A 25,024-nucleotide genomic window follows, 5' to 3' on the forward strand; every position below is an offset into this window, starting at 1 on the left:
GGTTCGGGTGGGTTGATCGAGATGGCCTGGCGTCGTATATTCCATGTGGACTATTTCGGGTGGAATAGTCAAGAAATAGTCAATTGCGTTTTGCCGGGAAAGGGGGATCTCATGGGTGACGTGTCATTGACGCCCTTGGGAATCACCGTTCTGGGCCTGCTGTCCGAGCGTTCGATGCACCCGTACGAGATGTATCAACTCGCCTCCGTCCGCCGGGGGGATCAGCTGGTGAAGATCAAACCGGGCTCGCTCTATCACACGGTTTCCAGGCTGGAAAAGCAGGAACTGCTCGCTTCGATCGGGACGGATCGTGAAGGCAATCGGCCGGAGCGGACGACGTACGAGATCACCGATCGAGGCCGGAGCGCCCTCGAGCACCAATTGCGTGAGATGTTGGCGGTTCCGGTGCGAGAGTATCCGCGGCTGCCACTTGCGCTCGCAGAAATGCATAACTTGTCCGCCGCAACTGCGTGTCAGATGCTCCGAATACGTCTCGCACATCTCGACGAGACTATTGCGAAATTCGAGATCGACTACGAAGCGTTGAAGGCCGCGGAAAAACCACGAATCTTCACGGTGGGCGCCGATTACGCCCACGCACTGACCGTCGCCGAACGGGAGTGGATCGGCGCGTTGGTGACAGACATCGAGAGCGGCGAAATGCCCTGGCTCTCACAAGAACTTCTCGACCGGCTGGCCGGCTCCGCAGGCTCTTCCGCACATACTAAGGACTGAAGATGGAAAAGCAGGTCAATCCCTGGCACGCCCTGTGGGCGTTGTGTATCGGTTTCTTCATGATTCTCGTGGACAGCACGATCGTTGCGGTGGCCAATCCGGCGATCATGGCGGACCTCGGAACCGACATCAACAAGGTCGTCTGGGTAACCAGCGCCTACCTTCTGGCTTACGCTGTGCCGCTGCTGGTTACGGGTCGATTGGGCGATCGGTTCGGGCCCAAGAACCTGTACATGATCGGACTCGTCCTGTTCACCGCCGCTTCACTGTGGTGCGGTTTGTCCGGCAGCGTCGAACTTCTCATCGTCGCAAGGGCTTTCCAGGGCTTTGGTGCCGCGATGATGACGCCGCAGACGATGGCCGTCATCACCCGCACGTTTGCGCCGAACAAGCGCGGCGCAGCCATGGGTCTGTGGGGCGCGGTTGCCGGCGTTGCCACCCTGGTCGGCCCCCTCGCCGGTGGCGTTCTGGTCGACAATCTCGGCTGGGAGTGGATCTTCATCGTCAACGTCCCGGTTGGTGTGATCGCGTTCGTGCTGGCGTGGAAGCTGGTTCCGTCTCTACCGACGAGCGAACACAAATTCGACATCCCGGGCGTGATCCTCAGTGCCGCGGGCATGTTCCTGCTGGTGTTCGGCATCCAGGAGGGAAGTTCGTACAACTGGAACGGATTTGTATGGAGCCTGATCGGCGCGGGCGTGCTGCTGCTCGTCGTGTTCGTGTTCTACCAATCACGCAACAAGAACGAACCGCTGCTGCCGCTCGGACTCTTCAAGGATCGCAACTTCTCACTCGCCAATGTCGCCATCACAGCAATGGGCTTTGCCATCACGTCGATGGTGCTGCCGCTGATGTTCTACACCCAGGCGGTACGCGGACTCTCGCCGACACAATCGGCATTGCTGCTCGTTCCGATGGCCGTGCTGACGGGTATCTTCGCTCCGATCGTCGGCAAGCTGGTCGACAAGACGCACCCTCGCTACATTGCCGGAACCGGCTTCGCATTGTTTGCCATCGCACTGGGGTGGCTGGCGATGGTGATGACCCCCGAGGTCGCAATTTGGGAGCTGTTGTTGCCGATCGGTCTCATCGGATTCGCGAATGCATGCATCTGGTCGCCGCTCGCCGCCACCGCGACGCACAATCTGCCGCCTTTGCAGGCGGGCGCCGGAGCCGGCGTCTACAACACCACACGGCAGGTGGGTGCGGTTCTCGGTAGCGCCGCGATCGGCGCATTGATCACCGCGCGGTTGGCTGCGCAGGGCCTCACCGGTGGCAGTTCCGAAGCCGGCGTCGGACATCTACCCGAGGTAGTCCGCGAACCGTTCAGCACCGCGATGTCACAGTCCGTGTGGCTTCCGGCCGCGGTACTCCTCGTCGGATTCGTGGCGTCGGTGTGCTTCGAACGGCCGCAGCGCGGCGACGCCCATGACATGGCAATGGCCGTCGACGCAGAACCGAACCGGGAAACGTCACTGCGCGATTGAGAGAGTTGTCGCGGCTCAGACGGGGCGGGCGCAGGCGCACTGGGTAGCCGCCAGGGTGCCTTCGTCTTGCGCGGTTTCGTAGGCCTCGCCGACCGTCGGCGAGGCGGGTAGTTCTGTACCCGTCTCGCGAGGCCACAGCACCCATCCCGAGGCGGCTCCCACCGTGGCGAGGGCTGCGAGGATGCTCCAGGTGAGCGCGAATCCCGCGCTCGTGCCAACCCATCCGGCGATCGGATAGGTGAGAAGCCAGGCCAGGTGTGAGAGGGAGAACTGGGCTGCGAACACTTCCGGTATGCCTGCGGGGTCGACCGACCGTCGAAGTACCTTTCCGGTCGGGGTGACGATCATGGCCATCCCGGCGCCGATGAGAGCCCACACTGCGGCGGTGAGTGTCCACATGAACACACCGGCCACGGCGAGGGATGCTGCGGCACTTGCGCTGAAGACCAGGACGACGGAACCTGCTGTCATCACGGTCCGTTCGGCCGTTCGGTCGAGAACGCGGGGAAGAACCAGCGCGGTCAGCAACGTGCCGCTACCCGATGCGGCCAGCATCCAGGCCACGTCGGATTGGGTTCCGACAAGTTGGTCGCGGACGTAGTTGACGGTGTTGACCACAACGATCGAGCCGGCTGCTGCCACCACGAGGTTGAGTGCCATGATGCCGCGCAGTCGCGGCGTGGTTACGAAGATCCGCACGCCCGAGGCGATTCGGTCCCACGCCTTTCGGTGAGTGCTGGGACGGGCGTTGGGGATTCGGGTGGCCAACACGAGCAGCGCAGAGATGGCAAAGCCCACGGAGGTGGCGACAAAGAGCAGGTTGAACGTCATGAAGGACAGTGCGACCGCTGCGAGAACAGGGCTGAGCAGGCTTTCCATCGTGTAGGCGACCTGCGATGCCGACAGTGCGCGGGTGAAATCCGCCTCGTCGGTCACGATGTCCGGGATGACCGCCTGGAACGTGGGTGTGAACGCTGCCGACGCAGCTTGGAGAACACCCACCAGCAGATAGATGTGCCAGATCTCGCTGACGAAGGGCAGCGCGATCACCACCGATGCGCGAATGACATCGAGTGCGACGAGGAACGCCCGTCGTGGCAAGCGGTCCACGTATGCCGCCGCGAGTGGTGCGATCAGGACGTACAGGGACATCTTGATCGTCAACGCGGTGGCGAGCACCGCCCCTGCGGACGGTCCGGCCAACTCGTAGGCGAGCAGACCCAGCGCAACCGTCGCCAACCCCGTGCCGAACAGCGCGATGATCTGGGCGCTGAAGAGCAGGCGATAGTCGCGAATCAAGAACAGACGCATGCTGTTCCGTTCCGGTGCGGTCTTAGCGATCCGGTTCATCTGGTTTCACTCCCGCGACAAGATTGAAAGCTCCGGTGAGGACATTGAGGGCGACGATCCCGACTACATCGGCGATCTCGCGATCACCGTAGCCGTGCGCTCGAAGGCCTGCGATGTGTTCATCGGAAATCGAGGTCGGCTCCCGATAGATACGAAGTCCGAGGTCGATCATTGCCGCGATGGCGGGATCGGCCGACGTGCCCGTGCGGGCACGCTCGATCTCGTCCAGTTCGACGCCGTTGGCGTGCGCGGCGGCAACGTGGGCTTCGAGGCAAACAGCGCAACCTTGCTGGACCTGCACGGCGATCGAGATGCGCTCGGTGATCTTGCGGCTGAGTTTCGCTCGCTTCATTGCCCGGGTGAGTTGCAGATAGCCACCCAGTACGGCGGGCGAATGAGCCATCGCCGCGACCATGTCACCGACCTGTCCGTGACGGTTGACGAGTTCGGCGAGAAGGTCTTTCGATGCACCGACAGCCGTGGCCGGTGTGAGAGATGCAAGGCGAGGCATAGCAAGTCCTAAGTGGTTCCGACGGTGGTGGGTTCGGCCGGCGATCGCGAGCCGAACCCACCACCGGAGTTGGTCAAGAATTGACGGTGGATGGGATGGATTCAGGCTCTTCGATCTTCGTCGACCGCATCACTACTGCGGTGATTGCTGCGCCCACAACTGCAATGACGGCTGCACCGATGAACACTGCGGAGAACCCGTTCGTCAGCTCGGTCAGATCGCCGAGTTGATCGGCGCCGAACACTGCTGCGATCGCGGTCATCACCGCGAGACCGACGGCCGAGCCGACCTGGTAACTGACATTGACGATGCCGGAAGCCAATCCGCCTTCTTCGGGGCGCGCGGCCGAAATCGCCGTTCCCAGTGAGGGAATGAACGCCAGCGTCATACCTGCCGCAGCCACGAGCGACGCCGGCAGTACGTCGACCCAGAAGTTGCCGGTGGGCCGGATCAACGACATCCACCCCAAACCGATTCCCAGTACCAGCAATCCGGCCACGATCATTGCTTTTGCACCGAAGCGCGCCATGGCCCGTGGTGCCACGACGACCATGCCGAGCATGACGAAGATCGTCATCGGCAGCAGAGCTGCTCCCGCCGGGAAGGCGCTGTATCCGAGCACTTGCTGCAGGTACAGGTTCAGGAAGAACCACATCGGTATCCAGGCAGCGCCGAGGACGAGCTGAGCGATGTTCGCGGCACCGAGGTTGGGCGCCTTGAAGATTCCCAGACGCACCAGAGGTTCCCGACGCTTGGACTGGATCAACACGAATGCACCCAACAGCGCGGCCGAAACGACGAGCGCCAGCCACGTCTGCCCGGATCCCCATCCGACGTCAGGTGCTCTGACGATTCCGAAGACTCCGACAGCCAGGCCTGCGGTGACCGCCAGTGCGCCGAGGAAGTCGATCGACCCGGTGCGTGCCGGTGCGTTGGGCATCAGGAAGGGAATGGCAATCAATGCGATAACTGCGATAGGGATGTTCAGATAGAAAACCCAAGGCCAGCTTGTGTATTCGGTGATGACGCCGCCGAGGAACACGCCGGCCGTACCGCCCGCCGGGGCGGCAGCGCCGTAGATGGACAGCGCCTTGGTCATCTCTTTCTGCGTGCTGCCGAACAGCATCATCAGCAGGGTGAGCGCCGACGGCGCGATGAGTGCGGCCCCGGCGCCCTGAACTGCGCGGCCCGCAAGTTCGACAGCGACGTTACCGGCGGCACCGGCAACAACGGAACCGATCAGCAGGATCAGCCAACCAGCGGAGAACACTCTGCGGGCGCCGAACAGGTCGGACAGACGCCCGCCGAGGAGGAGCAACCCGCCGAATGCGATGACGTAGGCATTGAAGACCCAGGTCAAGCCTTCCTGAGAAAAGCCGAGATCACTCTGCATCTGGGGGAGAGCGACGCCGATGATCGAGGTGTCCATGATGACCATGAACTGAGCGGCGGCGATCAACGCCAACGCCCACCACTTACGGGTGGATTTCGGTTGTGCGGACATTCTGATTTCCTTACGGGTACGGGGTATATGGGATGTTTGCGAGGTCTGGGAGCGTCGTGGTCGAGAAGTCGCGACATCGGAGCTTCAGGGTGATGAAATGACCTGCAAAGGTGTGCTTTTCGAAGTTGCTCGGCCGGCGCTCGGTGTGGGTGCGCATCGGCTCTCCTTCGAGTCAAAGCAAAGTGTTCGGGCGGTTCGTTGCATACCCTAGGGGGGTATGGTAAAAATTGCAATAGGTTCGGCGAGAGCGGAACCTTACACAGACGGCAGTGGGAGTTCTTCCGACGAGGAAGCCGCTGCCGACCTAACCTCAGGAGGGCAAGATGTTCAGCGAAAACGGCTACACATTGGAATTGGCAACGTCGGAGGCTGCCGTCGGCAACCATGTCCCTCTCCAGTTCCGGATCGTGGATGCAACCGGAACTGCGTTGACCCGGTACGCAGACACCCACGACAAGCAGCTACATCTGATCGTCGTCGGCCGCGACCTGACTGGATTTCAGCACGTGCATCCCGAACTGGACGCGTCCGGAACCTGGCATGTATCAGTAGATTTCGCCCACCCCGGGGACTACCGAGTCTTCGCTGACTTCACCCCGGACGGCGGCGACGGAATCACGCTGAGTGCTGACGTACGCGTCGCCGGCGCCTATGACCCTCGTCCGTTGCCAACCGCGGCCGCCACCACGACGGTCGACGGCTACACCGTCTCCCTCGACGGCGCAGCCCACGGCGGCCAGACATCGAAGCTCACACTCTCGGTCGGCCGAGACGGACACCCGGTCACGGACTTGCAGCCCTACCTCGCCGCCTACGGACATCTGGTTGCGTTGCGCGCCTCCGACCTCGCGTATCTCCACGTCCATCCGGACGGCCATCCCGGTGACGGTGTTACCCCAGCCGGACCGGCAATCACCTTCTACGCCACAATGCCGAGCGCCGAGGACTATCGATTGTTCTTGGACTTCAAACACGACGGAGTGGTGCGTACGGCCGAATTCACTCTCACTGCCGACAGCGCGACCTCGCCCGTGTCAGAGCACGCACACGCTCACCACGGGCACTGAACTCGAACGCCGACATGCAATATGACATTGCCCCGTCAATAGCCAGACGGGCGTGGGCGGTAGCCAGGCATCCTGTGGTTCTCGCCGCGGCACGCTGTGTAGCTAGGTGCGCGCTGACTGCCTTGCAGGACAACCGAAGCCGACAGGTTCACATGTGCTAGTCAGCGACGAAGGGAGTCCGGAAACATCACTGCACGATTGAGAAAGTCGTCCGGGTCGAAGGCTCGTTTGATCGCCCACATCGCGCCGATGTCCTCGGGTGTGAGCGCCATGTCGAGGTAATTGCGTTTGAGCGAGCCGACACCGTGTTCGGAACTGATATTTCCGCCGTAGTGCCGGACCAGTTCGAGAATGCGGAGATAGACGACGTCGGCGTCGGGGCAATTCAGGACGTTCAGATGGATGTTCCCTTCGGCCACGTGGCCGAACAGTATCGGGATCGCCTCCGGTGCGTATTCTGCGATAACGCCGACCGCAGAGTCCGCGAATGCCGCCAGTGTGTCAAGGGGGAGTGCGGCGTCGAACTTGAGGGGTGGGCCGAACAATCCTACGACCTCCGCGAAACATTCACGTGCCGACCATAATCGGGCGGAACCGGCCGGATCGAGCGCTACAGCGGGCACGTCCGGCGGATTGATCCGGTCCATGATCGCGCTCACGTCTTCGGAAGGATCGTGTGCGCCGGATACTTCTGCCAGCAGATACCATCGGCGTCCCGTCGGGACACCTGCCCCTAATCTGTTCGCCGCAAGTTCCAAACCACGGCCGTCGAGTAGTTCAAGTGCATCGACGCCGCCGACGGTACGCAGAATGCGTCCCGCGTCCACAACGGCGCCCAGTGAATCGAACCCGGTGAGTGTGGTGACGCGGTGCTTCGGGACGGGTTGTAATGCCAGGTCGACGCGTGTGATCACTCCGAGAGTTCCCTCGCTGCCCACCCAGAGCCCGGGCAGGTTGTAGCCGGAGTTGTCGACGCGGACGGCGGCTTTACGACGCACGGTGGTTCCACCGGGAAGAACTACCTCGAGTCCGGTGACCTGCTCGGCCATGTTGCCGTATCGAACCGTGTGCAGCCCACCGGCGTTGGTGGCGGCCATACCGCCGATTGTCGCCGTATCACGCGACGCGATGTCGACGCCGAACTTCAGTCCAACATGGGCAGCAGCGGAATGTACTTGCGCGAGTGTCACTCCCGCGTCGACGGTGATCCTCCCCGTGGCGGCGTCGACCTCGCCGATCGTTGTGAGGCGCTCGGTGGAAAGTAGAACGTCGTCGTGTTCGGGCACGGTTCCGGCGACAAGTCCGGTGCGTCCTCCCTGCACGGTGACGGGTGCGCCGAAACGTCGGCAGACGTTCAGTGTGGCGGCTACTTCGGCGGTATCGGCGGGGCGGACGAGGGCCTGGGCACGTCCGCTGTATCGGCCCGTGTGATCGACCGAACGGGAGCGCAGAACATCGGGATCGTCGGTGACGAACCGTTGTCCCACAACGTCGGCAAGCGCTTTTCTCAGACCGTCCACTCCCTGATCGTATGTCGCCCGCGGTGTGGCATGGTGACGGCCATGACTGCTTCCGAACCGCATCCCACCCGTCTCGAGCGAATCGTCACCGATGGCGGTGCCGAGGTTGCCGTGCTGACGTTTGCTCACGGACCGCTCAATCTGTTCGATCAGGCGATGTTCGACGCAGTGATCGCGGATATCGCGTCGTTGACGGCTGCGCCGCCGCGCGCGGTGTTGCTGCGGGCCGAGGGCAAGGTCAACTCCGCCGGTGTCGACGTCCAAGTTTTCGACGGTTTGACCGCCGAGCAGGGCGCCGAGTTGTGGCGCGAGCTTTTTGCGCAGATCTGCCACCCACTCGAGGTGCTGCCGTGTCCGGTGGTCTACGCGGCGCATGGGTTGACACTGACGGCTGCGTTCGAGATTTCGCTGGCCTGCGACATCATTCTCGCCGCGCCCAAGGCGAAGTTCGGGTTGGTGGAGACAGTGGTCGGATTGACGCCGTCGATGGGTGGTCCGCAACGCCTGGCCGAGCGTGCGGGTTCCGGCCGCGCTCGTGAACTGGTGATGACGGGTGATCTGTACGACGCGGCGACGCTTGCATCATGGGGTGTGGTCAATGCCGTTCACGACGATGTCGACGCGGCGGCGCGGGCATTGGTGGCGCGGTTGGCGGACGGGCCGACGCGTGCACATGATGCGACCAAGCAGATCGTGGCGGCGTGGCGTTCCGGCGGTATCGCTCATGCCGATGCGGTGACGCCGACAGTGTCGGGAGCGTTGTTCGAGACCGACGATCTTCGCGGCGCCGTGCGCAGCTTTCTCGATGTAGGTCCAGGAAAGGCCATCTATACAGGCAAGTAAGCACACGGGTATCGCCAGAGTGCTCCACTAAGTGTGACTCGCGTCATATAGTCGAATGGCGCGGGTGTGGGTTTGTCACGGTCTGTGGAGGTACAGATGCGGTCGAGGCTTGTGGAGTATCACTGTTCGAATGGGCTGCTCACGGATACGCGGGTCAGTCGGGCGACGGACGGTCTGCTGCGTTACCGGCAGTTGGATCCGTCGCTGTCGGAGTTGCTCGATGTTGCAGTGCACCGGTTTGCCGGGCGCACGGCGGTCGAGGAAGTGCACGGGGAACAGGTCACCTACGCCGAACTGTGGGCTGAAGCGTCTCGGGTGGCCGGGGGATTGAAGTCGCGGGGAATCGAGATCGGTGATCGGGTGGCCATCCGGTTTGCGGCCGGCGTTCGGTGGCTCGAAGCGTGCCTCGGAGTCATTCTGGCCGGTGGGGTTCCGGTGTCTCTCGGCATGGCGTGGGGCGACGCGGAGGTTTCCGCGGTGATTGCGGATAGTGGATCGGTGTTGGTGCTCGACGGGGAACTGCCGCACGGGGTTCCGTTCATCGACGACGGTGCTGCGCCGGACGAGTTGGCGGTTCTGGCGTACACCGCTGATCCGTCCGGCGCGATGCTGGGCGTCGAATTGAGCAACGAGAATGTGCTCTCGACAATCGAAGGGCTTCTGCATTCGCGCGACTACGGCGTCGAGGGTGTGCGGAATCTTCTGGTGGACAGTGATTTTCGATCTGTCCGCGAGCTGGTTCATGTGCTCGCCACGTTGGTTGTCGGCGGCACCGTTGTTGTGGCGGGTGATTTTTGGCGTGAAAGCGCCCATACCGTCGACATTCTCACCGGGCGCCCCGAGGATCTCCTCGAACCACGATTGCTTGCGGTGGGTCCGGCGGCGCGAGCGGCCTCGCGATCGGTGAAGTGGGTGGACTGCAGTGGGTCTCCGGTGACGGCCGAGCAAGAAGAGAAGCTACTGGCGGCGTTTCCGGCCGCGCAGCATGTGATCGGTTGGGGAAAGACCGAGACGTGTGGCGGGGGTCTGATCTTGCCGATCGAATCGGCTTCGACACATTTGGGAAGCGTGGGAATCGCTTTCGGTGGAATGGAAGTCGCGTTGTACGGCCCAGACGCACCGGGAGGATACGGCGAACTGTGGTGCCGCGGGCCGAGTGTCGCGCGCCGGTACTGGAATTCGCCGGCAGTGACGTCGTCACGTTTCCTGCAGGGCTGGTTCTGCACCCATGACACCGCACAGATCGATGCGGAAGGCTTCGTCCGTATTGTCGAACGAAACGCAGCATGAGTATGCGCGGCGTCGAAAGACTACGAGAGGGAGATGCATGGCAGACGAGGTTCTCACCGAGCGGCGTGGGCGGACGCTGATCATCACGATCAACCGGCCCGAGGCACGAAACGCGATCAACGCCGCGGTAAGCCACGGATTGGCAGCGGCTGTCGAAGAACTCGACGGTGACGACGAGCTGTCGTTGGCAGTGCTGACCGGTGCGGGCGGCAATTTCTGTGCCGGTATGGACCTCAAGGCATTTGTGGCCGGCGAGAACGTGCTGGTTCCGGGCCGTGGTCTCGGTTTCACCGAGGGACCGCCGCGAAAGCCGATTATTTCGGCGGTCGAAGGCTTTGCCCTGGCAGGCGGCACGGAGTTGGTGCTGGCCACCGATCTGGTGGTTGCCTCTTGCGAAGCCAAGTTCGGTATCCCCGAGGTCAAACGAGGCCTGGCCGCAGGGGCCGGCGGATTGTTCCGTCTACCCAAGCGTATTCCGTATCAGAAGGCCCTGGAATATGCCCTGACCGGTGACGCTTTCACGGCGCCGGAAGCGCACTCGTACGGTTTTGTGAACACACTGACCGAACCGGGTAAGGCGTTGGAGGGCGCGTTGGACCTTGCCGACCGCATCAGTCGTAACGGTCCGCTGGCCGTCGCGGTCACCAAAGAGATCATGGTCAAGGCCGGCGGATGGTCGGACGACGAGGCTTTTGCCAATCAATTGCAGTTGTTGGCACCGGTTTTCGGGTCCGAGGATGCACGTGAAGGCGCGACGGCTTTTGCCGAGAAGCGCGCGCCGGTATGGAAGGGTCGGTAACACGACATGGCTACACCAGTTGCCGAATTGCACATGCACATCGAGGGTTCGCTCGAGCCCGAGCAGATCTACCGCCTCGCCGAGCGAAATCGAATGGACTTGCCGTACAAGGACATCGAAGATCTGAAGTCCCGGTACGAATTCTCGGATCTGCAGTCGTTCCTCGATCTGTACTTTGCCAACATGGCTGTTCTGCGCACTGCCGAGGATTTTGCGGATCTCACGCGGGCGTACTTCCGCCGTGCTGCCGCTGCCGGGGTCTCGCACGCCGAGTTCTTCTTCAACCCGCAAGCGCACGTGGTTCGAGGTGTTCCGTTGACCGAGGTTCTCGACGGAATCATGGACGCTGTTGCATCGAGTGAGCGGGAGTTCGGACTCAGCAGCAGCGCCATTGCCGCGATTCTGCGTGATCAACCCGTCAAGGATGCCGAGGAGATCTTCTCGGAGATCATCCGGTTGCAAGCCCCGATTGTCGGTCTGGGCCTCGATTCCGCTGAGGTCGGTAACCCGCCGTCACTCTTCGAGGACGTGTTTGCGCGGGCTCGCGCCGAGGGACTTCGCGTGGTTGCCCACGCCGGTGAGGAAGGTCCGCCGGAGTACATCTGGCAGGCGCTCGACATCCTCGGTGCAGAACGTATCGATCACGGCGTCCGCGCACTCGAAGATCCGGCGCTTGTGGAGCGGTTGGTCGACGAGGAGATTCCGCTGACGGTCTGCCCGTTGTCGAACGTCCGGCTTCGGGTGTTCGACAAGCTCGAGGATCATCCGTTGCGGACGATGCTCGACCTCGGGCTGATCGTGACCGTCAACTCCGACGATCCGGCGTATTTCGGCGGGTACGTCGACGACAACTTCGCCGAACTCGGCCGAGCAATCGGGCTGACCGAGTCCGAACGTGAGACGTTGGCCCGCAATTCCATCAAGGCGTCGTTTGCCAGTGAATCGCGGAAGGCGGAATTGCTGCGTTAGCGAAGCGAACTCAGGCGCCGAGCACTTGGCGTAGGTAGTCGTTGTCGAATACGCGATCCGAGTCGTACTTGTCTCGCACAGCAATGAAGTTGTCGAGTTTGTCGTACGTGGGGCGTAGGTCGTCGACGGTGCGGTTGTGCATTTTTCCCCAGTGCGGCCGGCCGTCGACGGCCTTTGCCATTGCTTCGACTGCGGCAAAGTACTCGGCTTCGGATCGGCGGTGATACTGGTGCACGGCGACGTATGCGGTATCGCGTCCGTTGGCAGTGGAGAGCCAGAGGTCGTCGGCGGCGGCAAAACGAACCTCGACGGGGAATGCCACGTTGGTTCCGGTTCGTTCCAGCCACTGATTGATCTCGTGGAGTAGATCTTTGACGTGTTCGGCCGGGACGGCGTATTCCATTTCCTTGAACTTCACGCGGCGCGGTGAAGCAAAGACCCGATAGCTGCGGTCGGTGAATTCCCGGGCGCCGAGCAGGCGTGACGATATCTGGTTGATGGTGGGGATCGCGGCCGGCGCCAGGGTGGCGATGCGGTTGACGCCCTCGAAGAGCGTGTTCGACATGAAGTCGTCCTCGACAAAGGTTCGGATCGCGCTGACGGGCTTCAACGGTGCGTCGCCGGGCAGGCGGGTGTTCCGTTTGGTGAGGACCCGATCGGTGTGAGGGAACCAGTAGAACTCGAAGTGGTCGACGGTGCGGCACTCGTCTTCCAGCGTGTCCAAAATGTGGGACAGCGTGTCGGGTTTTTCAACGGCGTGCAACGTGAATCGAGGAGAACACGCGAGGGTGATCTTGGTGATGATGCCGATCGCACCCAAGCCGATGCGCGCAGCTTCGAACAGTTCCGGATTTTGGTCCGAGGACGCGGTGACGATTGCTCCGTCGGCTGTCACGATTTCGAGGCTGTGAATCAGTGTAGAAAGTCCACCGAACGCGGCGCCGGTTCCGTGAGTTCCGGTGCCCAGGGCTCCCGCGAGGGATTGGGCGTCGATGTCGCCGAGGTTGGTCATGGCGTAACCGCGTTGCCATAACGCCTCGTTGAGGGCGCGTAGGCGCGTGCCTGCGAGAACCGTGACCAGCGCGCCGTCGTCGGTGGGCGTGATCGATTCGATCCCGGAGAAGTTGTCGAGGCTGACCAGAACCCCGTTGGTGACGGCAGCGCCGGTGAAGGAATGGCCCGCCCCGACTGCCTTCACCTGCCACCCTCGGTTTGCGGCCTCGGCGACAAGCGCCGCGAGTTCACGAGTGTTCCGCGGGGTTGCCCATTGTCGCGGTGAGGCGCTTTGAGTGCCTGCCCAGTTCTGCCATGTATCCGAAGCCATTGGACAATAATGTACTTGGACGTTCGTCCAAGCAAGCATTGTGCCTAGTTTTTCCGTTCTCCGTTCTAACATCATGGGATGCTGAACAGGCTTCCGGCGGACGAGCGCCGCACACAATTGATCGAATCTGCTATTTCCATCGCCGAACAGCGCGGCGTGAGTTCGGTGACGGTCCGTGCTGTGGCGGAAGAGGCGGGCGTATCGCTCGGCGTAGTTCACTACTGTTTCGAGAGCAAAGAGGAACTCATCGCCGCGATGGGTGAGACGCTGATCGTTCAGCTCAGCGAATCGCTCCAGCATGCCTTCGGGCAGGTGCGCCACGCGCCTGATCTGACCGGGATCCAAGGACTGAAGGAACTGCTCCACATCGGATTGACCGGGATGTGGCCGCTCATCGAGGTGACGCCTGATCGGCAGTTGCTGACCTACGAAATCACCGCGCAGGCCCTGCGTAGTCGCAATCTCGGGGCCGAGCGCGCCGGTGCCGTCGCCATCGATCAGTACCGGATCATGGACGAGCATGCCATTGCATTTCTCGAAGAATGCGCCACGATTTCCGGGACTGTCTGGACGGAGTCCTTGCAGTCGTTGGCGCGATGGAGTCTGGCGATGATCGACGGATTGGTTTTGCGTTGGCTCGTTGATCGTGACTCCGATGCCACCATTGCGGAATTCGGTGAAATGGTTCAGGTCATCGCCGGCAAAGCGATCGAGGCGCCGCACTGACCCCGTCATGGACATGCGTCCAATTCAGGTGTTGACTTGACCGCGACGCCGCGACGATGGGACACACGTGAGAACAACACTGGATCGACTTGCTTCCGCTACTGCTGATTTCGACCCGCCCCTGGCCGCTCTCGACCTGACGACTCTGCGCAGCAATGCCGCCGATCTGGTTCGCCGGGCCGGGGGAACACCGGTGCGCGTTGCCAGTAAGTCGGTCCGGTGCCGCGCCGTGCTCGAGGAAACACTGGGCGGTGGGCTCACCGAGCAGGGCGGCTTTCGCGGAATCATGGCCTACTCACTGCGGGAGGCATTGTGGTTGGTCGGTCTTGGCGCCCGCGACATCCTGATGGGATATCCCACCGTGGATCGTGGAGCGTTGGCCGAACTTGCCGGTGATCCGGCTGCGATCGCGGCGATCACGCTGATGATCGACGACGACGCTCAGCTCGACGTCATCAGATCCGCTGCGCCGGGCGCTGCGCCGATTCGGGTGTGCCTCGACGTGGACGCGTCCCTACGGATCGGGCCGATTCACCTGGGCGTACGACGCTCTCCGCTCCGCGAACCGAATGATGTTGCCGCACTGGCTGTGCGCGCGCGGTCGCGCGGATTTGCCGTCGTCGGTGTCATGTTCTACGAAGCGCAGATCGCCGGACTGCCGGACACCAGCGCGCCGATCGGCTGGGTCAAGAAGGTCTCCGCGCGGGAACTGTCGCACCGGCGAAGTGCTGTCGTTTCTGCGGTCACGGATGCGGTGGGCACCCTGGAGATCGTGAACAGTGGCGGTACCGGATCACTCGAAGTCAGTTCTGCCGATCCGGTGGTCACCGAGGTGACGGCGGGTTCGGGGCTGTATGTACCGACACTCTTCGACAGATACCGCGCCTTCCGGCCGGACCCCGCTCTGTTCTTCGCGCTCTCCGCGGTTCGCAAGCCGACCCCGAAGGTCACCACCCTCTTCGGCGGTGGGTACATCGCCTCCGGACCGGCCGGCGCCGCGAGGGTTCCGAAACCGATGCGCCCACTTGGTCTGAAATTACTCCGCAACGAAGGCGCAGGCGAGGTGCAGACGCCGGTCACAGGACGGGTTGCCGGTGATATCGCGATCGGTGACCGAGTGTGGTTCCGTCATGCAAAGGCCGGCGAATTGTGTGAGCGTTTCGACACCGTGAATCTGGTCGATGCCGACGGCACCACCACCGCGGTACCGACGTATCGCGGCGACGGGCAGTGTTTCGGCTAGCCGGCCGTCAGACGCATGAAGGCGCCGAGTTCCACCAGCCCCGCTGGAGTGGTCGGCATGTACTGCGTCAGTGCATACGACCGGACGATGATGGCGCACCATTTTCCGCGTGAGACAGCAACATTGAGGCGGTTGCGTGAGAGCAGAAACGACATGCCGCGTGGAACGTCCTCAATTGCGGACGCTGCCATCGACACGATCGCGACTGCCGCTTCACGCCCCTGGAATTTGTCGACGGTACCCACCTCGACGTCGGTGAATCCCGCTTCGGTGAGATCACGCTCGATAGTGCCCACCTGGGCGTTGTAGGGCGCGACCACCAGAATATCCGCCTCGGTCAGGGGCCGGGTGCCGTCGAACTCGCTGGGATCGGTCCACGGCGTGCCGAGAAGTTCGCGGATCTGCGTCACGATGACGGCAGACTCTTCGGGCGAATACGTCGAGTTACCGGAATGATCGACGTACACCGTGTGCACGCCCGCCGCCAGACCGTCGAGTTTCCGTGCAGCGCTTACCGATTCTTGGGACAGCAGCTTGCCCTCGTAGGACAGGGCCGAGACCGGCGCGCACAGGTCGGGGTGCATCCGCCAGGTCTTTTCGAGGAAGTATCCCAACTCCGGTGGCAGTGCGCCGTGCCCTTCGGCCAGCCAGCCGAGAGCGGACTCGTCAACGGGTTCGGGATGCGTTCCCTGACTGACCTGCGGCAGTTGTTGTGGATCGCCGAGCAACAGCAGATTCCGCGCGGAGACGGCAACGGCAATGGTGTTGGCCAGCGCGAACTGGCCGGCTTCGTCGACAACGAGGAGATCGAGGCTGCCAGGGGGCACTCGATCGGTGTTCGCAAAATCCCACGCGGTGCCGCCGATCACGCAGCCAGTGGATTCTGCCTCGGACAGGAAGCGGGGGAACTCCTGGGGCGTGATGTCGGTCCACTCCGCAATTCGGCTCCGGCTGCCCTTCTTCGCGACCAGAGCCGGATCGAGGCCGGCCTTGACGATGCCGCCCAGCATGTTCTCGACCACCGAATGCGATTGCGCAACAACACCGATACGCCACTGGTGCTTCTCCACCAAGGCCTTGACCACTCGGGCCCCGGTGTACGTCTTACCGGTGCCGGGTGGACCCTGCACCGCAACATAGGAGTCGTCCAGATCGAGGACGGCAGCCGTGATCGCGGACGCGTAGTCGTTGCCTTCGCCGACCGGTGGAAGCGCGTCGCCGGACAGGGTTCGAGGCGTGAGTCGACGCAGAATGTCGACCGCGGCGCGGCGCGGCAACGTGGGCAATCCGTCGCAGGCTTCGGATGCCGCTGTAGCGATGGACTTTTCCATCGGAACCGTCGGAATAGGGCGACCGGGAGCCAGTGCAACGGGAGTCTCGGAGAACTCGTCACCTCGGAGTAGCTCCTCGATGGTGACAACGTCGAGATTGCCGGATTTTTCGACCGAGACGATCTTCACGCCGTTGGTGCCGCGCTGCGCCGGATTGTCGCCCGCAACAGCGTCGGGGGAGGGAACCTCGTACAGCGCATACATGTCGGTGCCGGGACTCAACGTGGTGCCGGTGCCCAGGGTGCCGGTCAACTGGATGCGCCGTCGTGGCTTCTGCCTGGCAGTGTTCTTGTGCCAGTCGGCCTGAATGTCAGGCACGTCGACCACCATCACGTCACGGACATCGACGAGATCTTCGATGGGGGCCGACAAGCGATCGAAATGCGCCCACCAGTGCGGCTTCTTCTCTCGGCTGTGATAGCCGACTGCCGCGGCGAGGAGGGCTGCGGCGTGTTGCTCGGCGGTTCGCGTCGAACCGGCTTTGTGCCCGGCGAATTCGCGCAATTCGATTTCGGTCTCGGTGAGGTCTTCGACGGGCAGGGCGATCTGACCCGTCGGCGCACGCAAGGTGATGTCGTGTTCTGCCGCGCGGTCGACCAACCAATTACGCAGTCGGAGAGTCGATTCGCAGTCGTACTCGTTGTAGTCGGAGATGCCTTGCAGCAGTTCGCTTGCTTCGTCGTTCTTGCCGCGCTCGCGTAGTTCGCAGTAGTCGGAGTACGCAACCACGGACGCTGCGGCATTGACGACGTCGCCGTCGCGGCCGTGTTCCCCCATATAGAGCGGTTCGAGTTTCTTGATGCTGTACGAGCGAGCCCCGATCCGCAGTGCCGAGCGAACAAGCGGATACAGGTCCACGAGCACGTTCTCGCGAAGCAGCGTGTCCACCACCTGCTCGCCCACCCCGTGGCGCGCGGCGAGTCGCAACAGCGCGGACTTCTCGTAGGCCGCGTAGTGATAGACGTGCATGCCCGGATGAGCTTCGCGCCGCGCGGTCACGTAGTCGAGAAAGTCGACGAGGGCTTGGCGTTCACCGGCGCGGTCGTGTGCCCAGAACGGTTTGAACACGTAGTTCTCCGCCGGACCTTCGACGACGCCGAACAGGTACTCCAGCCCCCAGTCGGTGGAACCGTCCTCCGCCCACAGGGGATCGCCCTCGAAGTCGAAGAAGATGTCTCCGTCGTCCGGAACGGGTAGCCCGCCGAGCACCGACGCGTTGTAGATGTGGAACTCGGCCTCGCCGGATTGTTCCTGGCGCAACTGCAGCGCGGCCTGCGCGCGCAACTTCTCCAGAGTGTCGCGGCGGATACCGTCGACGGGTTCGGTGCTGACGGCCAGTTGATCGATCGACTCGATGCCGGCGGCAATCAACTGCATTCGCTGATTGCCACGGAGACCAGCGACCACGAGCAGGTCACGATGGTTCTCGACTTCCACACTGCAGGTATCGCACCGTCCGCAGCGCAGGTACCGGCCGTCGAGCCACTCGGCGGGTGTTCCCTCGGCGCGATGTTCATCGAGAACCTGCTCGAGCTTGGCTCGGCTTGCCGAGAACACCGGCGCGATGTCACCGATGTCGTGGGACGACGTGCTGCCGTCGCCGAGCATCAGATGCACCTGGTCGGAGGCGGCGATTGCGTTGCGGCCCAACGCGTCCGCATAGGCGGCCAACTGCAGCAGTGCCGATACCTTCGCGTGCCGCGACAGCTTGCTGTCGTATACCGCGTACCGATCGCCTTCGCGCACCAGGAAATCGCAGAACCCCAGGAACCGGCCGTCGAAGAACGTTCCCTGGTAAATGACGGGGGCGCCGGAGCGCAGGGCTTCGACTGTGGCGAGTGCTGCTTCGGTGAGCCCGGCGCGGGTGTGTTCGGGCCGTTCCATCACAATCACGCCGTCGCCGTGTTCGGCGATGAACCGTTCCAACTGTTCGCGCTCGTGGTGTTGACCGAGCGCGGACGTTCGTTCCAGCATCGGATCGGCGTCGACGCCCTCCGTCTTGATCAGCCCGGTCCGCGCGTCGAGTCGCCTCAGCAGGCCGAATTCGCATGTTGCGGCCGCCGAGAGGTCACTGGCGCTGTAGATGATCTGATCATCGAGGAGGAACACAGGGGCGATTGTGCCAGCGATGTCCGACAAAACAGCGCGTTGGACACGTCAGAGACGTCGCAAAGCCCGTGAGCCAGGCAGAATGTCCACCATGCCCTTTTTTGACGGTCGACGCGGTCAGGTCCATTTTCGGCGGTGGCCCGCTTCCTACGACGAGCCACTGATGTCGCTGGTGTTCCTGCACGGGTTGGGGCAACACAGCGGGCAGTATCACCGATTTGCGGGCGCTCTCACGTCTTCCGGCATCGAGGTCTGGGCGATCGACCACACCGGGCACGGACTGTCCGAAGGTGAACCCGGCGTGGGTGCTCCGCTGTCGGATCTTGCTGCTGATGCCGCGACCTTGGCGGAGATCGCCCGAGAAGCGCTACCAGGCGTTCTGCAGGCGGTCATGGGGCATTCTCTCGGCGCCGTGACCGCGCTGTCGATGCTGACGCATCAGGATCATCATTTTGTGTCCGCCGTCCTGTGCGGGATCCCGCGCAACGCGGTGGCCCAGGCAGGGTGGGCGGACTTGGCCGATTCCGGGATTCCGGTTCTGGTGGTGCACGGCGTCGACGACCGGATGGCACCGATCGAGCCGGTGCGCACCTGGGCGTCGTCGCTGCCGAATGTGGAGATGCGGGAATTCGAGGATGCAGGCCACGACCTGCTGCACGAGAAGGTGCACACCAGCGTCACTGCCGTGAGCCGCGATTTCCTTCTCGCGCACAGTCGTTGAATCAGGCGAGTGCGTCGAGCACGTCCTTGGACGTAACCGGATGCGAGAACATCGGGTAGTCGTAGGTGATGGCGTTCTCGTGTTCTGCTGCTGAGGTTCCAGCGACGCAGTCGGTGAGAGTGATGACGCGGTAACCGTTTTCGTAGCCGGTGCGCATGGTGGACTCGACACAGCAGTTGGTCAGGAATCCGCCGAGGATGATCGTTCGGATTCCCTTGCTGCGCAGGATGAAATCGAGATTGGTGCTTGCAAAAGTGTCGAGGCCGCGTTTGCCTTCGACGAGAATATCGCCGTCCTGAGGAGTCAGTTCGTCGACGATTGCGGCTCCCCAGCTGCCTTTGACAAATGCCTTTCCGTCAACGACGCCCTTGAGGATTCCGTACGGGTGTGAGGTGATCTCGTTGTATCCCTCGGCAAACGTGATCGGCGCGTGCATGACGGTGACGCCGGCAGAGCGAGCGGCCTCGACCAGTGCCGTGGTGTTCGCCAGTAGCCCGGTTGATTCCATCACGGGGGCAACGGCGTCATGCAGGACTCCGCCTTCGGTGGTGAAGTCGTTCTGATATTCGATGAGCACGACTGCGGTGGTTGCGGGATCCAACTCGAGCTTTTCGGTCATGTCGACACCTTTGGTTGTGTGTTTCGGGCCACGTCTATTTAACAGTTTGTCTGACAAGCAGGCAAGAGGTAGCGTCGGCGGCATGGACACAACTCCGCTCGCGCGTATTCCGCTGAGCCTTGCCGTGTCTGGCAGGCTCCGAGACGCGATTCTCGACGGATCTTTGCCGGTCGGCGAGTCCTTGCCCACGGAGCAGGAACTGGCACAGACGTTTTCGGTGGGCCGCTCCACAGTTCGCGAAGCGCTGCGCGTACTTCAGGCGCAGGGGCTTGTGACCGGTGCCGACACTGTGTCGACAGCTCGTCCCAAGGTGACGCACGAGAACACTGCTGATTCTGCAGCCACCGCTTTGAGTACAGCTGTGCAGGTGGGCGCTGTTCCGCTTCCGGACCTGGTCGAATTGCGGGTGCTCCTCGAAGCGTCGGCACTGCGCGGTGTCCGCGAGGTTCCGGGCGCTGCGCGCGTTGCCATCGAGGAGATGCGTCGGGCCACCGAGAACAACAACGTGTCTGCGTTCCACGACGCGGATGTCGACTTTCACGTCGCCTTGGCGGGCGCCGGTGGGAACCGCGCCTTTGTGTTGGTGATGACGGTTCTGCGGGAGTGTATCGCCGGCTATCTGATGAGCGAACTCGCGGCGATCGAGGACTCGGCGGCCACGCTGCGGTGCCTGCTTGCGGAGCACGAAGCCATCGCTGACGCGATTGCGGCCGGTGAATCCGATTATGCGGCACAGCTTGTCGAGAAGCATGTACGCGGTTTCTACGAAGGACACACGGAATGACGACGACGGTGGACATGCTGGGAGAGCGACTACGGGAAGTGCTGGGGGAGAAGGCCACCACTGATCCCGATCGGATGGGCGCCTATACCCGGGACCAATCCTTGCTGACCACGGCCGGTGTTCCGGCGGCTCTCGTCAAGGCAACGTCCGTCGATGACGTCGCCGCGACGATGACGGTTGCCCACGAACTCTCCATTCCGGTCGTGACCCGCGGTGCGGGAACCGGTTTGGCTGGCGCTGCCAACGCTCTCGACGGGTGCATTGTGCTCAGTGTCGCGGGTATGAATCGCATTCTCGAGATCGATGCCGCGGCCCGCACGGCAACAGTGGAGCCCGGCGTGATCAACGGCGATCTTGCGGATGCGGCTCGGGCACAGGGTCTTTGGTATGTTCCGGATCCGGGAAGTCGGGCTATCTCGAGCATCGGCGGTAACTTGGCCACCAATGCCGGTGGTATATGTTGCGCGAAATACGGTGTCACGGGTGATCATGTCGCGGCACTCACCGCAGTTCTCGCTGACGGCCGCGTGATCCACACCGGGGCAAAAACCCGCAAGAATGTGGCAGGTCTGGATCTGACGCATCTCCTGGTTGGTTCCGAGGGAACGCTTGCCGTCATTGTCGAAGCCACGATGCGATTGCGGACCGCGCCCACCGCTGCAACCACGGTTGTTGCGTTCTTCGACTCGGCGGAGAAAGCGATCGAGGCGGTCCTGGCCGTTGCCGCGGTGGCCGAACCGTGCCAGATGGAATTGATGGACGCGGTGACCATCGACGCTGTAAACCGATTCACGAGAATGGGTCTCGACGAATCGGCAGGGGCGATGCTTCTCATTCAGTGCGACGGTAGATCCGCCGCGCAGGAAGCGGCAGACTGCGCGGCGGCCTGCACGCGCGTCGGCGCAACCGAGGTGTTCCACACCGACGATCCCGAGGAAGGCGACGCGTTCACCGCTGCGCGTCGTATGGCGTTGCCGGCGCTCGAGGCGATGGGAACCGTGTTGCTCGACGACGTCGCCGTACCGGTACCGGCGTTGCCCCGAATGCTCGAACGTATCCAGGAAGCTGCTGAGCGGCACTCGGTGACCATCGGAACCTTCGGTCATGCCGCTGACGGAAATCTCCATCCCACCATCGTGTTCGACGCCGCGGAACTGGGCGCGCAGGATCGTGCGCGTGGGGCGTTCGACGACATCGTGCACGCGGCACTCGAACTGGACGGCACGATCAGCGGTGAGCACGGCATCGGAGTTCTCAAGGCGCCGTACATGTCCGACATGATCGGCTCCGTCGAACGTGAGTTGATGCTCTCGGTGAAAGCCGCCTTCGACCCGAGAAACATCCTGAACCCCGGTCGCGGTATCTGAGCAGTCATATAGAAATGGCCCGGTTCGCCAACGATGTGAATCATTGGCGAACCGGGCCACATGCTTGCTGGGAGATCAGGCGTACAGGTCCGTGATCGCACCCTTGTGTGCTTCGTGAATGATGTTGCGCTTGAGCTTGAGCGTCGGGGTCAATTCGCCGCCCTCCTGGGTGAAGTCGACCTCGAGGATCGTGTACTTCTTGATCTGCTCCGGATTCGAGACCTTCTTGTTCGCGTCCGCGACCGCTGAGTCGATTTCGGCGATGAGATCGGGATTCTTGATCAGATCAGCGATGGGACTTCCGGCCGGCAGGCCGTTGCGCTCGACCCAGCCGGGCAGGGTTTCCAGGTCGAGTGTGATCAGTGCGCCGATGAACGGTTGGCCGTCACCGACCACGAGGCACTGGCTGATCAGAGCGTGGGCGCGGAGTGAATCCTCGAGACCGGCCGGAGCGACGTTCTTTCCGCCTGCGGTGACGATGATTTCTTTCTTGCGCCCGGTGATCGAGACGTAGCCTTCGTTGTCGATCGATCCGAGGTCACCGGTATGGAACCAGCCGTCGATGATCGACTCTGCGGTGGCCTTCTCGTTATGCCAGTAGCCGGCAAAAACCACCGGACCCTGCACCAGGAGTTCACCGTCGTCTGCGATGCGAGCGGCATGACCGTTGATCGGCTTGCCCACGGTTCCGACGCGCTGCGCGGCCGAGGTGTTGACCGTGAGGGCGGCGCTGGTCTCGGTGAGGCCGTAGCCCTCGTAGATCGGGATGCCGACGCCACGGAAGAAGTGACCCAGGCGGGCTCCGAGTGCAGCGCCGCCGGAGACTGCCCGTTCGCAGTCGCCGCCGAGGGCCGCACGCAGCTTCGAGTACACAAGCTTGTCGAACACAGCGTGCTTGAGCTTGAGCGCGATGCCGGGGCCGCCCTTTTCGAGCGCTTCGCTGTACTCGATGGCCGTCGCTGCGGCCTTGTCGAAGATGCTGCCCTTGCCGCCGTCAACTGCCTTCTGGCGTGCCGAGTTGTACACCTTCTCGAATACTCGCGGAACCGAGAGAATGAAGGTCGGCTTGAACACGGCAAACTGCTCGAGGAGTGTCGTGAGGTCCGACGTGTGGCCAACGGTGACCTTGGAGTCGAAGGCGCCGAAGGAGATTGCCCGCGCGAAGACGTGAGCCAGCGGCAGGAACATCAGTGTCTTCTTGCCGGGAATCATGGATTCCGGCATGGCCAGGCGGCAGGCCGCGGACTCTGCGTAGAAATTGGCGTGCGTCAGCTGGACGCCCTTGGGACGGCCAGTTGTGCCGGAGGTGTAGATCAATGTTGCCGGCGATGCGGCCGTGACCTGGTGACGACGGGCTTCGAGTTCTTCATCGGTGATTGCAGCGCCGCGACTCGTCAGGTCTTCGAGAGCGCCCGATTCGATGACGAGGACCTCACGAAGCGCCGGGGCGGCTTCGGTGACGTCCTTGATGTTCGTGGCGTGATCGGCAGTCTCGACGATCAGCAAAGACGTAGCCGAATCCTCGAGGATCCACTGTGCCTGATCGGGGGAAGAGGTTTCGTAAATGGCGACCGTGCAGCCGCCGGCAGTCCAGATCGCGTAGTCGGTGACAACCCACTCGTAGCGCGTTGCCGAGAGGATAGCGACGCGGTCGCCGAGCCCGACTCCCGACGCGATCAGACCCTTGGCTACAGCCGAGACCTGCTTGGCGAATTCGGCTGCCGTGACATCGACCCACGCGCCGTTGACGAGGCGCTGGAACGGCACGAATGTGGGGTCTTCGCTGGCGTGCCGGAACACGGAATCCGCCATGGACGCGTTCTCCGGAATTGTGAACGTCTGTGGAACTGAAAACTCACGCACTTTGACCCCTCCAGTGACAACCGATAACTTCGATGTGCATTGCATCACATTAGTCGTTATTTTGCACTGTCGTTACTATTCGGTAGATCCAATTGAGGTCCGACCAGGGAATTGGTGTTACCGAACGTTGCGGGTTACTTATGCCGCGCTCTCCAGCGACCGTCCGTGAATCGACAGCCAGCGCCTGATTGCGTAGTCCAATCTGTCTGAATCCACTCCCAGTTGCTCCGCGGTTGCTGCCAGGATCTCGGCCGCATCCGTCAGCGGTTCCGTCGTGCCGAGTGTCGTGCTGATGAATGTGTGGGCGGCGGTGCCGAGATCGATGTGGGGAATGCCCGCCAGCATCAGCAGATGCGCCCAGGTCACTTCCGCGTCGTCGCCGCACGCTTCGGTCCAGGCTTGCCTGACGGAGTCGAGGGCGTGATCGGAATCAGCTGCAGCGAGAAGATCCTCGACAGAGTTGATGTGTAGATGATGCAGGCGCTCAGCGACCTGCTGGATGTGTCGCGCCTCGATCGGTACGCCGGTCGCGGTGTATCGACGCTTGTACGAGCCGATCTTGCCGGCCCACTGGTCGGAACTGCCCGCTTCCTCGAAGGTTCGGAGAAGTTCGCGTGCGCCGTCGGTCACGGGCAAGGATTCACGAGCTTGACGGTAGGCGAGGTATCGGTCGACGACGGCAACTTCACTGTGGCCGCAACTGGACTGCACGGACTCGATGATGCACAGGGCCAGGCTCGCGCGGTAGGCGTCCGACGCCACCCACGCAGAGGGGTCGCCTAATCGGTCGCGGCAGGCTGCTGCGACTACGTCGACGGTGTCGGTCGAAATGCTCACGATGTCCTCCGGAAAACTTCTGTGC

General features: G+C 62.6%; 21 protein-coding genes. 12 read left to right on the plus strand and 9 right to left on the minus strand.

Annotated features, from left to right (window positions below; translation table 11 throughout):
* Positions 1-111 precede the first annotated feature (111 nt).
* Together V2B23_RS12660 and V2B23_RS12665 are read left to right on the plus strand one after the other, a co-directional pair.
* The gene (locus tag V2B23_RS12660; RefSeq protein WP_430950641.1) at positions 112-735 is read left to right on the plus strand and encodes a PadR family transcriptional regulator; all 624 of its coding nucleotides are present in this window, start codon (positions 112-114) and stop codon (positions 733-735) included.
* Between the two features lie 2 nt (positions 736-737).
* On the plus strand, positions 738-2,222 hold the full coding sequence (locus tag V2B23_RS12665) for a DHA2 family efflux MFS transporter permease subunit (RefSeq protein ID WP_430950642.1): 1,485 nt from the start codon (positions 738-740) through the stop codon (positions 2,220-2,222).
* Positions 2,223-2,237: 15 nt separating this feature from the next.
* Here V2B23_RS12665 and V2B23_RS12670 read toward each other — a convergent pair whose 3' ends face one another.
* From V2B23_RS12670 to V2B23_RS12680, 3 genes are all read right to left on the minus strand, one after another.
* Positions 2,238-3,572 (minus strand): MFS transporter, encoded by a 1,335-nt coding sequence (locus tag V2B23_RS12670; protein WP_430950643.1) that lies wholly within the window; start codon positions 3,570-3,572, stop codon positions 2,238-2,240.
* Positions 3,556-4,083 carry a carboxymuconolactone decarboxylase family protein gene (locus tag V2B23_RS12675; RefSeq protein WP_430950644.1) on the minus strand — a complete coding sequence of 176 codons (528 nt, stop codon included), beginning with the start codon at positions 4,081-4,083 and terminating at the stop codon, positions 3,556-3,558. Before V2B23_RS12675 ends, V2B23_RS12670 begins: the two co-directional genes overlap by 17 nt.
* Before the next feature lie 73 nt (positions 4,084-4,156).
* On the minus strand, positions 4,157-5,587 hold the full coding sequence (locus V2B23_RS12680; RefSeq protein WP_430950645.1) for an MFS transporter: 1,431 nt from the start codon (positions 5,585-5,587) through the stop codon (positions 4,157-4,159).
* Between the two features lie 323 nt (positions 5,588-5,910).
* Here V2B23_RS12680 and V2B23_RS12685 point away from each other — a divergent pair, with 323 nt between their 5' ends.
* Positions 5,911-6,654, plus strand: coding sequence for a hypothetical protein (locus V2B23_RS12685; protein ID WP_430950646.1), 744 nt, complete (start codon positions 5,911-5,913; stop codon positions 6,652-6,654).
* A gap of 161 nt (positions 6,655-6,815) precedes the next feature.
* Here V2B23_RS12685 and V2B23_RS12690 read toward each other — a convergent pair whose 3' ends face one another.
* On the minus strand, positions 6,816-8,174 hold the full coding sequence (locus V2B23_RS12690; RefSeq protein WP_430950647.1) for an FAD-binding oxidoreductase: 1,359 nt from the start codon (positions 8,172-8,174) through the stop codon (positions 6,816-6,818).
* A gap of 42 nt (positions 8,175-8,216) precedes the next feature.
* Between V2B23_RS12690 and V2B23_RS12695 the strand changes: the two genes are divergently transcribed.
* The 4 genes from V2B23_RS12695 to V2B23_RS12710 all read left to right on the plus strand — a co-directional run bounded on the left by V2B23_RS12695 (position 8,217) and on the right by V2B23_RS12710 (position 12,075).
* A complete protein-coding gene (locus V2B23_RS12695; protein ID WP_430950648.1) occupies positions 8,217-9,017 on the plus strand; it encodes an enoyl-CoA hydratase/isomerase family protein in 801 nt (266 codons plus the stop codon).
* Positions 9,018-9,113: 96 nt separating this feature from the next.
* The gene (locus tag V2B23_RS12700) at positions 9,114-10,307 is read left to right on the plus strand and encodes a class I adenylate-forming enzyme family protein (protein ID WP_430950649.1); all 1,194 of its coding nucleotides are present in this window, start codon (positions 9,114-9,116) and stop codon (positions 10,305-10,307) included.
* 37 nt (positions 10,308-10,344) lie between these two features.
* The gene (locus tag V2B23_RS12705; protein WP_430950650.1) at positions 10,345-11,106 is read left to right on the plus strand and encodes a crotonase/enoyl-CoA hydratase family protein; all 762 of its coding nucleotides are present in this window, start codon (positions 10,345-10,347) and stop codon (positions 11,104-11,106) included.
* Between the two features lie 6 nt (positions 11,107-11,112).
* Positions 11,113-12,075, plus strand: coding sequence for an adenosine deaminase (locus V2B23_RS12710; RefSeq protein ID WP_430950651.1), 963 nt, complete (start codon positions 11,113-11,115; stop codon positions 12,073-12,075).
* Between the two features lie 10 nt (positions 12,076-12,085).
* Here V2B23_RS12710 and V2B23_RS12715 read toward each other — a convergent pair whose 3' ends face one another.
* A complete protein-coding gene (locus V2B23_RS12715) occupies positions 12,086-13,399 on the minus strand; it encodes a D-arabinono-1,4-lactone oxidase (protein WP_430950652.1) in 1,314 nt (437 codons plus the stop codon).
* Positions 13,400-13,477: 78 nt separating this feature from the next.
* Between V2B23_RS12715 and V2B23_RS12720 the strand changes: the two genes are divergently transcribed.
* Entirely contained in the window at positions 13,478-14,125 is a 648-nt protein-coding gene (locus tag V2B23_RS12720; RefSeq protein WP_430950653.1) for a TetR/AcrR family transcriptional regulator, read from the plus strand.
* 67 nt (positions 14,126-14,192) lie between these two features.
* Positions 14,193-15,368, plus strand: a complete 1,176-nt coding sequence (locus V2B23_RS12725; RefSeq protein WP_430950654.1) for an amino acid deaminase/aldolase — start codon at positions 14,193-14,195, stop codon at positions 15,366-15,368.
* On the opposite strand, the gene V2B23_RS12730 is transcribed toward V2B23_RS12725, so the two are convergent.
* Positions 15,365-18,808, minus strand: a complete 3,444-nt coding sequence (locus V2B23_RS12730) for a TM0106 family RecB-like putative nuclease (protein WP_430950655.1) — start codon at positions 18,806-18,808, stop codon at positions 15,365-15,367. The genes V2B23_RS12725 and V2B23_RS12730 overlap by 4 nt on opposite strands.
* An 82-nt stretch (positions 18,809-18,890) precedes the next feature.
* Between V2B23_RS12730 and V2B23_RS12735 the strand changes: the two genes are divergently transcribed.
* Positions 18,891-19,529 (plus strand): alpha/beta hydrolase, encoded by a 639-nt coding sequence (locus V2B23_RS12735; protein ID WP_430950656.1) that lies wholly within the window; start codon positions 18,891-18,893, stop codon positions 19,527-19,529.
* A 1-nt stretch (position 19,530) separates the two neighbouring features.
* Here the strand turns inward: V2B23_RS12735 and V2B23_RS12740 are convergent, their stop codons facing one another.
* Entirely contained in the window at positions 19,531-20,148 is a 618-nt protein-coding gene (locus tag V2B23_RS12740) for a cysteine hydrolase family protein (RefSeq protein WP_141486230.1), read from the minus strand.
* A gap of 82 nt (positions 20,149-20,230) precedes the next feature.
* Between V2B23_RS12740 and V2B23_RS12745 the strand changes: the two genes are divergently transcribed.
* A complete protein-coding gene (locus tag V2B23_RS12745) occupies positions 20,231-20,932 on the plus strand; it encodes a FadR/GntR family transcriptional regulator (protein ID WP_430950657.1) in 702 nt (233 codons plus the stop codon).
* On the plus strand, positions 20,929-22,299 hold the full coding sequence (locus V2B23_RS12750; protein ID WP_430950658.1) for an FAD-binding oxidoreductase: 1,371 nt from the start codon (positions 20,929-20,931) through the stop codon (positions 22,297-22,299). The genes V2B23_RS12745 and V2B23_RS12750 overlap by 4 nt, the downstream gene beginning before the upstream one ends.
* A 75-nt stretch (positions 22,300-22,374) precedes the next feature.
* Here V2B23_RS12750 and V2B23_RS12755 read toward each other — a convergent pair whose 3' ends face one another.
* Both V2B23_RS12755 and V2B23_RS12760 read right to left on the minus strand, forming a co-directional pair.
* Positions 22,375-24,162 carry an AMP-dependent synthetase/ligase gene (locus V2B23_RS12755; protein ID WP_430950659.1) on the minus strand — a complete coding sequence of 596 codons (1,788 nt, stop codon included), beginning with the start codon at positions 24,160-24,162 and terminating at the stop codon, positions 22,375-22,377.
* A gap of 138 nt (positions 24,163-24,300) precedes the next feature.
* A complete protein-coding gene (locus V2B23_RS12760) occupies positions 24,301-24,999 on the minus strand; it encodes a heme peroxidase (RefSeq protein WP_430950660.1) in 699 nt (232 codons plus the stop codon).
* Positions 25,000-25,024 lie beyond the last annotated feature (25 nt).

The organism is Rhodococcus sp. 24CO (genome assembly GCF_050586165.1).
Lineage (GTDB): Bacteria > Actinomycetota > Actinomycetes > Mycobacteriales > Mycobacteriaceae > Rhodococcus_F.